Below are 15,240 nucleotides of genomic sequence, written 5' to 3'. Positions count from 1 at the left end.
ATTCGGAGGGAGTGCAGTTTTAAACTTTTTGAAGAATGGTATCTGATAAGTTTACGAGGGAGGAAGCATATGAAAATAGGAAAACGTAAAAAGATAAAAAAGGTCGAAAAAAGAAAGATCAAGAAAAGCTCCAGCATAATGGGGAGATTAATAAGCGCCTTTTTGGTTCCGATTGCATTTATTATGATTCTGGGATTCGTTTCCTATAAGACGGCTTCCGATACGATAAAAACTAAAGTAGAGGATTCTTCAAAAAGCACAATATCATCCATGAGCATGTATTGTGATATGCTGGCCGGAAGTGTGTCCTCAAAAGCATTGGAAATGGTAGTAGGGGAGAATCTTTCCAGTTACTATGGAACGTATTATGCACAAAATAACAGTAAATCCATTCAGTATTGGAACAATGTGAAAAAAGATTTGCTGCGAATGCAGGTGTCGGTGAAATATGTGGACAGCTACCATATTATATCGGAGCATGGAAAGAGTATTACTTCGGCCTCCTACAGCATAGGGAATGATCCGTATACCGGCCTTATGGAATCGCCGGAGGGGCAGTATTTCCTGGAAAACAATGCACAGAAGAATGCATGGTTTGGATATCATACCTATCTTGACAAGCAGTTTCAAATCTCACCAGATGGCTATGCCTTGGTATTCTATCAGAAGTTTCCGCAAGGAAATACATACCTTATGTGGATATTACGACAACGACAGTAGAAGATATGCTGAAAGCGATGGATTTTGGCAGCAACAGCATCAAGGCATTAGTTACACTTGATGAACGTGAGATAATTCGTGCACAGCAAGGGGAGGAAGACGTAGCATACGAGGGTACGGATTCTGTATTTACAAATAAAGACTTTTATGCGACAAGCAAGATGGAGAAAGAAGCAGGATCTCAGTACGTGAAGTATAATGGAGGCATTTATTTGTATGTATATGCACCAGTAGGAGAGACGGGCATCATGCTTTGCGGATTAATTCCTCAGGATAATATACTAAAGGAAGTTACTTTTATTCGTAACATTTGTATTGCGATGGTGATTTTTGCGAGTGTGATTGCTTTTATAATAGGGAGTAGGATTGCTGCAGATATGGGCAAATCCATAAAGGTGATGACGAAAGGTATGGGTAAGGTTGCAGAGGGGGATCTGACACTAAATTTTATCATGAAGCGCAAAGATGAGTTCAATATGCTGGCAAATGGAATGAATGATATGCTTTTTGGTATGCGGACACTCCTCACAGATATGAAGAAGTTTGGAAATAAAGTAAAGGAAATGTCGGATGACGTTGCAGTTAAATCGGAGGTGATCAATGCTTCCATCCGTGAGATATCATCAGCAGTGGATGAAGTGTCAGCAGGTACACAGACGCAGGCAAAGGAAGCAGAAATTAGTAATAATAAAATGTTGGGTTTTGCAAAAAAAGTTGATATTGTATGTGAAGGCACTGCTCATATGGGCAATACGATACATAGAACTACTACGGCAGTGGAACAAGGACGTGTCATTGTGGATGAGTTAAATCGAAAATCGGAGACGACAGTGGCAATTACAAAGATTCTTATGGAAAATATCAACAATGTGCAGGAGCGCTCCTCAGAAATTGAGAAATTTGTTGACACCATCAATAATCTCGCAAAACAAACGAATTTATTATCTTTGAATGCCTCGATAGAAGCAGCAAGAGCAGGAGAGAATGGCAGAGGTTTTGCTGTAGTAGCGGAAGAAATCAGGAAACTTGCAGATGAATCCATGCAGGCAGGTAATAATATAAAGAATATTGTAGGAAATATTGCCGAAACGACTAGGATAACCACTGATTCAGCAAAAGAGGCGGAAGATATTGTATTCGAGCAGGCGGGTGCCTTGGGAGAAACAATCCAGATATTCGGAGAGATAAACCAATGTGTAGAAGCTTTGGTTAACGGTCTCAGGGGTATCACAGATAGCATACAGACAATCAGTATAGAGAAGGAAGAGGTACAAGACTCTATCCGAAATATTTCTGTAGTGTCTGAACAGACGGCAATTGCCACGGAGGAGGTTACTGCTGCTTTGGATGAGGAAGTGAAAATTATTTATAATCTGGTAAGGGATGTGGAGTTACTAAAAGAAGATGCAGATGCGCTGGAGTACTTAATCTGCAAGTTTACAATAGATTAAATTGAAAATTTGAAAATTCTGCGATATCAGCTACACAATCTAAGGTGAGGTTTTTCGGGTAGTGAGTATCCAGATAGTCAAGTGTGGAGCCCGTCAAAAAATGTACAATTTCACAGTTTCCCTCTACGATTCGGATGAAGCCTTCTATAGGTTGCTAATATTTCCCTGCCATTAATGCCTCTATGTTATGATTGGTAGAAATTGCGAAAATTTTTATTGAGTAATAAAAAAACATACAATTAATTAAAAATTATACTGTAATAAATGTTTAGTTTTATAGTTAGACAATGAAATGTGTTTGAGAAAAAAACAATATGACGAAATGGATAATATTATAAAATAAAAATTGAGCAATATGTGGAAAATGCAAAAGCAATATATGATAAGCAAAAAAGAAAATAATTTTATATACTTATAAGAGTAAGGACACTGTTAGTAATTAAAAAATAGTAGTATAAAGGGAGGTAAAATGAGTATGAAGAACATTAAACTGAAAAAATCCATAGCTTTGTTGCTGGCTATGGCCATGTCTGTTACTGTTCTTGCGGCATGCGGCGCAAGTAACGATGCAGGAGTGGGAGGGAGTAGCAACGAAGTATCCAACATTCAGCAAGGAGGTGCCGAGAATACTGATAATTCAGGTAATGTGGATTCAGGTAATGGCGTAACTGCAAGCAACGGTGTTGTATTTTCACCCGATGATCCGGTAACAATTTCGATATGGCTGGTTACCAATCAGGCATTGCCCTCACCGGACAACAAGATTGCCAAGTTATTAAAGGAAGAGCTTGGCGTTACGCTGGAGTACGAATTAACCACTCCGGACAATCAGGAAATGCGTACCGGTACGTTACTTGCCGGCGGAACCTATCCTGATATTCTCGCACCTTCGGAGATTAAGGCCCCTTTGGTGACAGGCGGAGCGATGCTGCGTCTGAATGACTATCTTGATAGCGGCGACTATCCTCTACTCAAAGAGCACGTAGACCCTTATATGAATTACCTAAGCTATAAAGGCGGAGAAGTGGAGGATGGGCTGTATATTCTGCCGAACTACAACCGCTACTATGGCGAAATCAACGGCAATGAGCACTACGGTCCCGGTTTCTTTATCCAAAAGGCGGTACTTGAGGATGCCGGTTATCCCGACTTGAGTAACATGACGATAGAGAAATACTTTGAACTTATCGAAAATTACAAGAATAAATACCCGGCCATAGACGGTGTGGAGACTGTCGGTTTTGTAATCCCCTGCTTCCCCGGTCGTGTATGGGGTATTACCAACCCGCCTGCCCTGCTTGCCGGCAGCCCTAACAACGGCGGTGTTATCGTTGATGAGAGTAATGTCGCAAAGATTTATGCAAATTCCGAGTATGCTTACAGATGGTTCAAGTTCCTCAACGAGATGTATAACAAAGGTCTTGTGGATCCGGAGTCTTTTACTCTGACCGAAGACCAGTATCAGGCGAAGCTTGCCAGCGGTGCTGTTTTGGGCATGCATGACCAGCGCTGGGGCTTTGGCAACGCGGTTGAGTCACTGGTTGCATCCAGCAGACAGGAGCGCACTTGGGTTCCTACCATGCCTACCTTCGATGGCAATGAGCCGTGGTATGCAGACCGCGATGTTATGAACAAACAGCAGGGTATGGGGATTTCTACCTCCTGCCAGCAAGTGGAAGTAGTTCTGGGATTCTTGGAATTGATGCTTAGTGAGAAATGGCAGAAGATTCTCTTCTGGGGTATTGAAGGCGAAGATTATCTGGTAGACGAAGACGGTCTGTTCTACCGCACCGAAGAGATGCGCAGGGAACAGGAAGACCTTGTTTGGATGAGCAATAACCGTCTCATGGCTTTCCGTGACCAGCTTGTAAAGCATCAGGGTACACACTCTGACGGCAATCCATTTGATGCCAATGGTTCTGTAAAAGAGTTTACCGATACGCTTGTGGAATATGATAAAAACTTCCTTGAGGCTTATGGTAAATCAACCTGGAAAGGATTTATCAACCAGCCGCCTGAGAATCCGCCGTATTATCCTGCTTGGAATATTGAACTGTCGGAAGAAGCAGAAATTGCCAACAGACAGATGGAAGACCTTGCAATGCAATATTTGCCAAGAGCCATTCTTGAATCTATGGAGAATTTTGACAAGGTTTGGGATGAATATCTCACACAGCTTGACAGAGTGAATATTCAGGCTTATGAAGATGATATCAACAAAGGCATACAGGAACGCCTTAAATAATCAGGTTAAATGAATAATCATTTTGCAGGGGACAGAAAAGCAGCTGTCCCCTGCAATAAACTATGAGAGGATGAATCCTTATGAGCAAGTACAAAACGAAGCATCAACCTAAAAAAAACAAAATAACATGGCGCAATATCGTCCGCCAGCGGGAGCTTATCCTGATGAGTGTGCCCTTAGTGCTGTATATGCTATTTTTCTCTTATTATCCCCTTACCGGATGGTCAATGGCTTTTCAGAATTACAAGCCGCAAATCCGCAGTATATGGGAGCAGGAATGGGTTGGATTTGCTAATTTCACAAAGCTTTTTCAGGGTCTGTACGGGGAGCAATTCCTCAGGTCTGTCCGCAATACCTTTGGACAGAGCTTGCTGACCTTAGTATTGGGGACCTTTTGCGCGATAGGTCTTTCTCTTCTGATTAACGAAGTGCGGCACATGGGTTTTAAACGCATTGTCCAGAATATATCTTACCTGCCTCACTTTTTAAGCTGGATTATCGCTACCGGCATGATAGCGACTGCGCTGTCGCTGCCCTCCTCCGGCGGTATCATCAATACGGTACTTATGAACCTTAACATCATCAGTGAGCCGATTGCCTTTTTGCAGAAGCCGGAATATTTTTGGTGGATTGTAGCCTTTGGTAATCTGTGGAAGTCACTGGGCTGGAACACTATCATTTATCTTGCGGCCATGACGGCGATAGACCCATCGCTCTACGAGGCGGCGGATATAGACGGCGCCAACCGCTACCAGAAGATGTGCTGGATTACCCTGCCGAGTATCAAGCCCACTATCGTTATATTACTTATCATGGCAACGGGACAGTTGCTTCAATCCGGTTTTGAACTCCAATATTTCCTGGGTGGTTCGGTAACAGCAGAAATGGCGGAAAACATAGATATCTTCGTCTTGAAATACGGCATTCAGCTACGTGACTACAGTCTTGCAACAGTGGCGGGTATTATGAAAACAGGTGTCAGCTTTGTGTTTGTATTTGCTGCAAATTACTTAGCCGGAAAGCTTGGCTCAGAGAAGCTGATATAGGGGGGATAAAAAAATGGATAGAAAAATGAAAGTAAAAGTGAAAAAAATAAAAAATAGAAATATGTCTGCCGAGAACATTATCTTCAGAACGCTGAATTCCTCGTTTTTAATTCTGCTTTCTGTGATTATGCTCTACCCTATGCTGAATACTCTGGCTGTTTCTTTTAATGACCCGATGGATACGGTAAGGGGCGGGATTCACATATGGCCGCGTCAGTTTTCTCTCAGAAATTACGCGGTGGTCCTGAGTATGCACACGATTTATAATGCGTTTTTTATGAGTGTGCTGAAAATGATAGTCAATGTGATAACGAATCTCTTCTTTACGACCATGCTTGCTTATGTATTGAGCCGCAGGGAATACATATTTAACAAACCGATAACGATGATATTCGTGCTGACTATGTACTTCAACGCAGGTATGATACCAAACTATATGCTGATGAGGAACCTGAACCTTTTGAACACGTTCACGGTTTATTGGCTGCCTTCGATGATAAGTGCCTTTAATTTGATTGTCATACGAACCTATATAAAAGGGCTTCCCGAATCCCTTGTCGAGTCGGCAAAGATTGACGGTGCCAGCGAGTTCCGTATTTTTTTACAAATCATCACGCCCTTATGTACGCCTACTCTGGCGACCATTACGCTCTTTGTTGCGGTAGGAAGTTGGAACAATTGGTTCGATACCTTCCTATACAATCCTGCTGACCAAAGTCTGTCAACCCTGCAATACGAATTGCAGAAGCTCTTAGCCAGTGCCTTAAGGTCTGCCAGCAGCAGTCCCGCTGGGGCAAATGCAGCTGCATCGTCCGGGCTTAATACAGCCGTCACGCCCCAGTCGCTGCGGGCTGCGATTACCGTAGTAACGGCATTGCCAATTTTGGCGGTATATCCGTTTTTGCAGAGATACTTTGTGAATGGTCTGATGTTGGGTGGTGTAAAGGAGTAGTAGCATGGGTATAAAAATGAAATCACAATGTTTTAATCCATATCTTCCGTCATGGGAGTATATTCCCGATGGAGAACCCTATGTATTTAACGGTAGGGTCTATGTATATGGCTCACATGACCGGGCAGACGGATGGGTTTTCTGCCTGAACGACTATGTATGCTGGTCGGCACCTGTCGATGATTTAAGTAACTGGCGGTACGAAGGGGTAATCTATAAGAAAACAGATGATCCCTTAAATACGGACGGAAGAATGTGCTTATACGCTCCGGACGTTACGGTGGGACCGGACGGTCGGTATTATCTGTATTATGTGCTGGATAAAGTATCTGTAGTGTCGGTGGCTGTATGTGATACTCCAGCCGGACATTATCGGTTTTATGGATATGTGCGTTACCCAGACGGAATCCGGCTTGGCGAGCGGGAGGGAGATGAGCCGCAGTTTGACCCTGGATTGTTAACAGAAGGAGAAGTTACCTATCTTTATACCGGATTTTGCGGACATGGCGATGCATCTCGAACGGGTGCGATGGTGACGATGCTGGAACCGGATATGCTCACTGTAAGGGAAGCGCCCTTGGTGATTGTGCCGGGCGGATGCTATGGCAAAGGCACCGGATTTGAGGGGCATGAGTTTTTTGAAGCTCCGTCCATCCGAAAAAAGGGGGATACCTATTATTTTATCTATTCCTCGATTGCCATGAACGAATTGTGTTATGCCACCAGTAAATCACCGACCAATGGGTTTGAATACGGGGGCGTCATCATAAGCAATTGTGATTTGCATATTGATTCGTATAAACCCGGAGACAAGCATGCTTATCCGGCGGGGAACAATCACGGAAGCATCGTAGAAATAAACGACATTTGGTATATCTTTTACCACAGGATGACTAACGGGACATGGTTCTCCCGACAGGGCTGTATGGAGAGGATATCGATACAAGAGAATGGTATCATTCCCCAAGTGGAAATGACATCTCTTGGGGGCAACCCTAAACCGCTTGAAGGATATGGAGAATACCCTGCCTATATTGCCTGTAACTTGTTTCATACTTCCGGAGAAGATTGTCCCACAATCACTCAGGACGGCGGAGACGGGGATACAGAGCCGGGTTACATAGCAGGTATCACTGATTCTGCTGTCATCGGCTTTAAGTATTTCTCCTTCAATGGTGTGAAATGGAAAAATAGAATTCCAAGTGTGACAATCCTGACACGAGGATATTGTAATGGTGTATTTGAAATCAAGACATCGTCGGATGGTGCGTGTCTTGGAAGTATATCGGTGGAAAGTACCAACATATGGACAGTATTTGGGACGGAGGCACTAATTCCGGAAGGGATTCATGCCTTATACTTTATTTACAAGGGTACGGGCAGTCCGAGCCTGCTTTCCTTTGTGCTGGAATAGAGGATAATATACTGGATTTGGAGGAAGATATGGAAGCTTTGGAAGGAAAAAAATACCGGAACATGTTTCTTGAAATCGGGAAAAACGAGCAGGAGATAGAGGACCGGTTGAAGGAAATATCAGATACTTTCTTCTATGGAGAGGATAGGCTTTTCTTTCCGGTGGGAGAAGATATGGCATATATAGAGGACACGGGAAATCATGATGTGCGTACCGAAGGTATGGCATATGGGATGATGTTGTCCGTGCAGTTAGACAAGCAGGAGGAATTTGACCGGCTTTGGACATGGACAAAAACGTATATGTGGATGGAGCAAGGAGAAAACGAAGGGTATTTTGCCTGGTCCTGCAAAACGGACGGCTCCAGGAATTCAGATGGACCGGCACCGGATGGCGAGGAGTTTTTTGCTATGGCATTATTTTTTGCTGCTCACAGATGGGGTGAGCGGGAGGGAATATTTAATTATTCCACAGAAGGGAAGGAAATACTGCGGGCGTGCCTTCATAAGGGGGAAAACGGGCGTCCCGGATATCCTATGTGGGATCGGGAACGCAAGCAAATCTTGTTTATACCAGGCTGTGATTTTACGGATCCGTCTTATCATTTGCCGCATTTCTATGAATTGTTTGGGCTGTGGGCATATGAGGAGGACAGGGGATTTTGGAAGGAAGCCGCTGCCGCCAGCAGGGAATACCTGGTAAAGGCATGTCATCCCGTGACAGGGATGTCTGCTGAGTATGCGGAATTTGACGGCAGCCCTATGAGCCGCAGTCTGCCGAATATGTCGGAGCGTCATGACTGGTTTTATAGTGATGCCTACCGGACTGCTGCCAATATCGGGCTGGATTATGAATGGTTTGGGGTAGATTCGGGACAACGGACTGCTGTCGTCAGGCTCATGCACTATTTAGGCAGGGTGCGCCGGGAGAATCCCTTTCTCATATATGAAGTGGACGGCACACCTGTAAACCAAAAAGCTCTTCACCCCACCGCCATCATAGCCACAACGGCGCAGGGTGCGCTTGCCGTACCACATAGTTTAACGGAGGAAAATGAGGAATCGGTCTTGGCAGGAGAATGGCTGAAACGTTTTTGGAATGAGCCTATGAGAATCGGAGAGAGAAGATATTATGATAATTGCTTATATTTGTTTGCTTTTTTGGCTTTAAGCGGTAATTATCGTATATGGTCCCAGAAAAAAAGGACATCTGTATGAGTAAGCGAGTCAGGAGGACATTGCGATGAAATCAGAAACGATGAAGTTGTATGATGATAGAAATGATGTAACGCTTACATCCTATATTTTGGAGGATTCACCGGAACTGTTAGACGGGAAATCCAGACCGGGTATTATTATCTGTCCCGGAGGGGCATACCTGAATTGCTCTGACAGGGAGGCGGAGCCGGTAGCCTTAAGGTTTGCGGCGATGGGGTATCATGCGTTTGTCTTGCGCTATTCCGTGTATTATGAGGGAAAGGGCGGTATGCCGGATATGTCGGAAACCTTGCAGCGAAAGACGCATTGTATTCATCCGAGTCCCATGCGTGAAATTGGGAAGGCAATGTTGATGGTAACATCCCGCGCAAAAGAATGGCTTTTGGACACCAGGCGGATAGTGATCTGCGGATTTTCAGCAGGGGCACATAACTGTGCTATGTATGCAGTAAACTGGGATAAGCCTGTTATCACGGACTATTTTGGAGAAGGGAAAGAGCACTTTAGACCTGCGGCAGTGATTTTGGGTTATCCTCTCACGGACTATTATTATATGCGGGATGTTGTGCGGGATAATCCGACAGCAGCAGGTTTTTTTGCGGCTTCTAATACGGCATTTCTTGGTATGGCAGAAGTGACCGATGAATTGTTTGAGGAAGTAAGCCCGGTTTACCATGTGACAGAGAATACGCCGCCGATGTTTATCTGGTCGACGGCTTCTGATGATCTGTTACCAATCCAGCACAGCATTCGGATGGCACATGCACTGGCAGATTGCAATATACCATTTGCACTTCATATCTTTGAAGAGGGAGCACATGGATTGTCACTTGCAAATCAGACGACTTCAAAGGTAGCGTCACAGATAAATGAAGACGTGGCACAGTGGATTAACTTGGCAGAAAAATGGTTGCAAAAGAGGTTCGCAGACAAGCCCTTATACGATTATGTATGAGGGCTTGTCTTAAAATCAGGAGGGGTATTGGTATGTATACAAATTGCTGGCTTGCATACAGACAGTTATACAAATCTGCAGGGGGAGGCATTCCTATATTCTGCAGCCCAAAGTTCTACAAACAAGGTAGACGACAGGAAGGCAGAATAATAGACAGTGCTATCTTAGAAATAGAAAAAGGAATTATGGGGTTATTTGGCAGAAAGACGATTCTCGTAGAGGAAGAGCCGGAAGACAGAGAAGGGATATGTCTGGTGCTTATAGAAGACATGGAGGCGGAGGAATATTGTATTACGGCAAAGGGCGGGAGGGGCACCGTTGCCGCCGCAGACGGCAGGGGGATCTTATACGGTGTGTTTGCCATGCTTAGAAATCTGCAGTTGGCAGAAGGGCTTCGGGAATTTGAAGAATGGGATTATGAGGAAGCCTGTGCACCTGACAATCCCATCAGGATGCTGAACCATTGGGACAATCTGGACGGCAGTATAGAGCGGGGTTACTCAGGGGAGTCCTTCTTTTTTAAAAGCAATGAGGTGCTGACCGGAGAGCGGGTGGAGGAATACGCAAGGCTTGCAGCTTCCGTGGGCATCAATGCCGCTGTCATCAACAATGTCAATGTAAAAGAAGCGGCAACAGAGCTGATTACCCACCGCTATTATGAGAAAGTAAATAGGATTTCGGATATTTTTGCGTCTTATGGTATTGATTTATATTTAAGTATCAATTATGCTTCCCCTATCGAGCTCGGGAGCCTGACAACCGCCGACCCCTGTGACGGGAAAGTGATACAATGGTGGAAGGACAAGGCGGCAGAGATTTGGGAGCATATTCCTTTGCTTGGCGGGTTTTTGGTTAAGGCGGATTCCGAAGGCAGACCCGGTCCTTTTACCTACGGCAGAACCCACAGTGACGGCGCAAATATGCTTGCTGATGCCCTTCTGCCCTATGGTGGCAGAATTTTATGGCGGTGTTTTGTCTATAACTGCACTCAGGATTGGAGGGATACAAAGACGGATAGGGCAAACGCAGCATACGACCATTTCAAACCGCTAGACGGAAGCTTTCGTGACAATGTTATCCTGCAAATCAAGAACGGACCTATGGATTTTCAGGTAAGAGAGCCGGTTTCTCCCTTGTTTGGAGCACTTTCACATACCAATATAATGCTGGAAGTACAGGCGGCGCAGGAATATACGGGGCAGCAGTGGCACGTCTGCTATCTGATTCCCTGGTTTAAAGAAATACTGGAGTTTGACATGTGCTGTATTTCTGATTCAGGAAGAAAGAAACCTTGCCAGAATCCAGAGAGCAGGGTGGCGGATTTAATAAGAGGTGGATGCCGCGGTGGAAAAAACTGCGGTATTGCGGCAGTGGCAAATACCGGAAATGACGAAAATTGGACAGGACATGATTTGGCAGCAGCAAATTTCTATGGATTCGGGCGGCTCTCCTTTCAGACATCTCTGACTGCCGAGCAGATTGCCAAAGAATGGATCATACTAACCTTTGGAGATAATAAAAAGGTTATGGAAAATCTGTTTACGATACTGCTGATGTCGTGGCAGACCTATGAAAAATATACATCACCCTTAGGTATAGGCTGGATGGTAAATCCAGAACATCATTACGGACCCAATGTAGATGGTTATGAATATGACAGATGGGGAACCTACCATCGTGCGGATAGCAAAGGAATAGGTGTGGATAGAAGCCCGGCCGGAACAGGGTTTTGCAACAGATACAACGAACCTTTGGCATCTATGTTTGCAGATGCAAAAAGCTGTCCGGAAGAAGTGCTTTTATTTTTCCACCATATGCCATATAGCCATCAATTAAAGTCTGGAAAAACCATTATACAACATATTTATGATACTCACTTTGAAGGGGCGCAGGATGCGGCTCGGTTTTTAGAATTATTTGAAGAAATAGAACCGTATTTGGATAAGGATGCTTACGATCGGATACATGCAAGGATGCTTCACCAGAAAGAGCATTCCGTGGAATGGAGGGATAGAATCAATACGTATTTTTACAGGATGTCCGGTATTCCGGATGAAAAAGGCAGGAAAATTTATGGGGTAATGGCCTCATTCATCAAATAATTTTATTTTTGATTATTCATACAACAACCAGGGTAATTTGTAGCTAAATACTGCTCATGTACAGATTTTCGCAGAATCGTAATTGCCTGTCCGCCGAAAATCATTCTTTGGAGAAAAAATCCCGATAATCTGGAGAACATATCTAATCACAACCTACCTTTGTTCTAATTCGGCTCCTGCGGAAGGCGGTGAGAATATGGAACTCCATTCGCATGAAATATATAAGCAGCCCACTTTTTCTGTGCAAATAATATCCGTTCACGCCGATTTCTGGTATCATAGAGTGCCTGCATTTGTGGATTTGATATCGTTGCAGACATCACTAACCTTGACGGAAACATATAGAATAAATACAGGTATTCACAGACAGAGTAAATCGCTAACTTGCGTTGGTAGAAAAAGCAAGCCTATTCTAGTAGATAGATTTGGAAATTGTCTAGCCTTGAATCAATACAGCACAGGCAGCGTTAAACATTTAGGGACTTATTATGAATATTATATAACGTAAAATAAGGAGCGGAAGCCGAGAGGTTTCCGCTTTGACTATGTTTGTATTTGTAATGTACAGGAAGTAATGATAGAATAAGAGAAACATTACAAAATCTAAAAAGTTTTGCAATTATCTAAATAATATAGCTGATAAAAGGAGAAAGACACCATATGGAAAGAGATTACATTACATTAACAATTGGAAAACAAAAGAATATCGCATTAATTGCTCATGACGGTAAGAAGAGCGATTTAATTAGGTGGTGTCAGGATAATTATGAGATATTGAAGGGGCATTTTCTTTGCGGAACGGGAACGACGGCCCGTATGATTACGGATAGTACCGGCCTTCCGGTGAAGGGTTATAACAGCGGTCCCCTCGGGGGCGATCAACAGATCGGTGCGAAGATTGTGGAGGGAAAAGTAGATTTTGTTATCTTCTTCTCCGATCCGTTAACGGCAGCGCCTCATGATCCCGATGTGAAAGCTTTGCTCCGTATTGCACAGGTGTATGATATTCCCATTGCAAATAATAAAGCAACTGCTGACTTCCTTATTCACTCGAAACTGATGGAAGAAAGCTATGATCATGATGTTATTAACTTCCATAAGAATATCTCTGAAAGAGCGAGTAATATGCAAGGGGGCAACTAGGAACTGACAGGAGAAAAGGAAGATGAGAAGAGCTGACAGGGAAGAGAAGGGCCTCGATGAAATATTGGAGATTACCGGAAACTGTTCCATGACAGCGAAACGAAGAGTCATGGGCTAAGTACATAAATATGAACGGACAAAAGGATGATAATTTCCTTTTGTCCGTTTTTAAATTGCGAGGTTTAATCTTCCGGTTTATATTTTTTCTCAAGCATACTCATCCAATAACCGAGTGCAGTTCCCGCCGCACACATAAGGATGCAGATAATTGTTCCGGCGCTGAGATAATTGAAGTTTCTTGGGATAATCATCACGGTAGAGGCAAATACTACACCTAAGATAAAATGGAATAATCCAGCATAAGCCTTGGAGAAGATGTAGTCCATAAGCTTCGCTAAAAGCAGAACACAGGCGAGCCCTCCTAACCCAAGGGGAATAAGAACCATCATATCCATGGAATTAATACCGTCTGCCATAGATTTGTACATTCCCATGTAAACGAGGAAGTTCGAGGGACTAAGACCCGGAACAATAATACCAAGACCGATCAAAGCACCTGCAAGCATCCATGTACCGAAGTTCTGAGGCACACCGCCTCCGAACAGAGCTTCTCCGTAGAATAAGAAGACAAGGCTGATAACGAAGGTAATCGCAAGAATAACGATATGTTTAGAGTTTCTTCCCTTTTTACCGGCTTGTTCCCATAAAGCAGGTATTGTTCCCAGGATACAGCCAACGAACATCCAGAGGATATATGTTTCATAAGTTCCAAGTAAGAAACTTACGGCGAAGGATAAGACGTAGACGCCGGTAATTCCTCCAAGTCCCACAGGGATAAAGAATAGGACATTTTTCTTAAAATCCTTTGTAATGTGTGCCAGGAAAGTAATGATTTGTTCATAAATACCGAAAACGGCTGCTAACGCACCTCCACTAACACCGGGAAGGATGAATCCGGAACCGATGAACATCCCCTTCACAAAACGTAAAATCCAATTTTCCATAACTTGCTCCTTAACTATGTAATTATTTATCTATTAAAGATACGACCCTTGTATTATAACTTAATTGGAACATAATATAAACCATTTATTTAGAAACTTATTTTATAAATGGAGATTTTACCAGAGCTGCTGAATATCTTCACTATGCACAATCCAATGTTACGACCCAAATAAAACAATTAGAAGAAGAATTGGGTGTGAGGCTTTTTGAGCGTATTGGTAAAAATATTTCTCTTACTTCGGAGGGAGAAGAATTGATAGTTTATGCCAGGCAAATACTTAATTTATCAAATGATTTAAAGAAAAAGTTTATTAATAAAAATGATTATGGACGTATTACTATTGGTGCATCGGAATCGGTATGTATTTATAGGCTTCCCGAGATTATAAAGGCGTACCAGATAGAGCATCCCTATGTCGAATTATATTTAAATGTTTTGGATACGGCTGATTTTATCCCCTTACTTACCAATAACACAATCGATATTGCATTTACTCTAGATGTACCTGTGCGTAACCCTTCAATAATTACTGAATTACAAATTGAAGAAACTATTTGTGCTTTTTCCATCCCAGAATATCCGCTTGCAAAAAATCCGAAAGTAACAATTGAGGATTTCTCTAATATTCCTCTGATTTTCACAGGAAAGGAATGCTGTTATCGGAAAATGTTTGAAAAAGATTTGCTGGAAGCTTCCATAACACCCCAAATTGTTCTCGAGACAAGCAGCCTGCAAGTAATAAAACAGACGGTACTCAGCGGACTTGGAGTATGCGTTCTTCCGCAATTAGCAGTACAAAAAGAATTAGACAATAATGAGCTGGTCAAAATTAACTATGTGACAAACTATAAAATTGCATCACAGCTCATATATCATAGGGATAAGTGGATTTCAAAAAACTTAAAAGATTTTATTGCTGCCGTTAAAACTCATATTATGAAGCAATGATAATCTTTATACAAAAACGAAGCATAAAGGATAAGAAAATA

At 43.0% G+C, this 15,240-nt stretch carries 12 protein-coding genes and 1 pseudogene; 12 read left to right on the top strand and 1 reads right to left on the bottom strand.

Annotated features, from left to right (window positions below; translation table 11 throughout):
* Positions 1 to 69 precede the first annotated feature (69 nt).
* The 10 genes from RBB56_RS03305 (at position 70) to RBB56_RS03260 (ending at position 13,245) form a co-directional block, all read left to right on the top strand.
* Positions 70 to 720 carry a hypothetical protein gene (locus RBB56_RS03305; protein ID WP_306720981.1) on the top strand — a complete coding sequence of 217 codons (651 nt, stop codon included), beginning with the start codon at positions 70 to 72 and terminating at the stop codon, positions 718 to 720.
* A complete protein-coding gene (locus RBB56_RS03300) occupies positions 696 to 2,171 on the top strand; it encodes a methyl-accepting chemotaxis protein (RefSeq protein WP_306720980.1) in 1,476 nt (491 codons plus the stop codon). The genes RBB56_RS03305 and RBB56_RS03300 overlap by 25 nt, the downstream gene beginning before the upstream one ends.
* Positions 2,172 to 2,646: 475 nt before the next feature.
* Entirely contained in the window at positions 2,647 to 4,416 is a 1,770-nt protein-coding gene (locus RBB56_RS03295; RefSeq protein ID WP_306720979.1) for an extracellular solute-binding protein, read from the top strand.
* A gap of 164 nt (positions 4,417 to 4,580) precedes the next feature.
* Positions 4,581 to 5,462, top strand: a complete 882-nt coding sequence (locus RBB56_RS03290) for an ABC transporter permease (RefSeq protein ID WP_306720978.1) — start codon at positions 4,581 to 4,583, stop codon at positions 5,460 to 5,462.
* Positions 5,463 to 5,475: 13 nt separating this feature from the next.
* Complete coding sequence (locus tag RBB56_RS03285) at positions 5,476 to 6,414, top strand: carbohydrate ABC transporter permease (protein WP_306720977.1); 939 nt, start codon at positions 5,476 to 5,478, stop codon at positions 6,412 to 6,414.
* A 4-nt stretch (positions 6,415 to 6,418) separates the two neighbouring features.
* A complete protein-coding gene (locus tag RBB56_RS03280; RefSeq protein WP_331526460.1) occupies positions 6,419 to 7,828 on the top strand; it encodes a family 43 glycosylhydrolase in 1,410 nt (469 codons plus the stop codon).
* Positions 7,829 to 7,857: 29 nt separating this feature from the next.
* Complete coding sequence (locus RBB56_RS03275; RefSeq protein ID WP_306720976.1) at positions 7,858 to 9,045, top strand: glycosyl hydrolase family 8; 1,188 nt, start codon at positions 7,858 to 7,860, stop codon at positions 9,043 to 9,045.
* Positions 9,046 to 9,070: 25 nt separating this feature from the next.
* Complete coding sequence (locus RBB56_RS03270; RefSeq protein ID WP_306720975.1) at positions 9,071 to 10,000, top strand: alpha/beta hydrolase; 930 nt, start codon at positions 9,071 to 9,073, stop codon at positions 9,998 to 10,000.
* A 32-nt stretch (positions 10,001 to 10,032) separates the two neighbouring features.
* Complete coding sequence (locus tag RBB56_RS03265; protein WP_306720974.1) at positions 10,033 to 12,102, top strand: alpha-glucuronidase; 2,070 nt, start codon at positions 10,033 to 10,035, stop codon at positions 12,100 to 12,102.
* Between the two features lie 660 nt (positions 12,103 to 12,762).
* Positions 12,763 to 13,245 carry a methylglyoxal synthase gene (locus tag RBB56_RS03260; protein WP_306720973.1) on the top strand — a complete coding sequence of 161 codons (483 nt, stop codon included), beginning with the start codon at positions 12,763 to 12,765 and terminating at the stop codon, positions 13,243 to 13,245.
* Positions 13,246 to 13,427: 182 nt separating this feature from the next.
* Here RBB56_RS03260 and RBB56_RS03255 read toward each other — a convergent pair whose 3' ends face one another.
* Entirely contained in the window at positions 13,428 to 14,249 is an 822-nt protein-coding gene (locus tag RBB56_RS03255; protein WP_306720972.1) for a DUF368 domain-containing protein, read from the bottom strand.
* Positions 14,250 to 14,332: 83 nt separating this feature from the next.
* Between RBB56_RS03255 and RBB56_RS18590 the strand changes: the two are divergent.
* Both RBB56_RS18590 and RBB56_RS03250 read left to right on the top strand, forming a co-directional pair.
* Positions 14,333 to 14,440, top strand: a pseudogene (locus tag RBB56_RS18590) (LysR family transcriptional regulator); the annotation flags it as partial.
* 6 nt (positions 14,441 to 14,446) lie between these two features.
* Positions 14,447 to 15,199, top strand: coding sequence for a LysR family transcriptional regulator substrate-binding protein (locus tag RBB56_RS03250; RefSeq protein WP_306720971.1), 753 nt, complete (start codon positions 14,447 to 14,449; stop codon positions 15,197 to 15,199).
* Positions 15,200 to 15,240: the final 41 nt, after the last annotated feature.

Source organism: Kineothrix sp. MB12-C1 (genome assembly GCF_030863805.1).
Taxonomy (GTDB): Bacteria; Bacillota; Clostridia; order Lachnospirales; family Lachnospiraceae; genus Kineothrix.
Note: the sequence above shows the minus strand (reverse complement) of the source record. Positions and strands in the feature narration are given on the sequence as shown.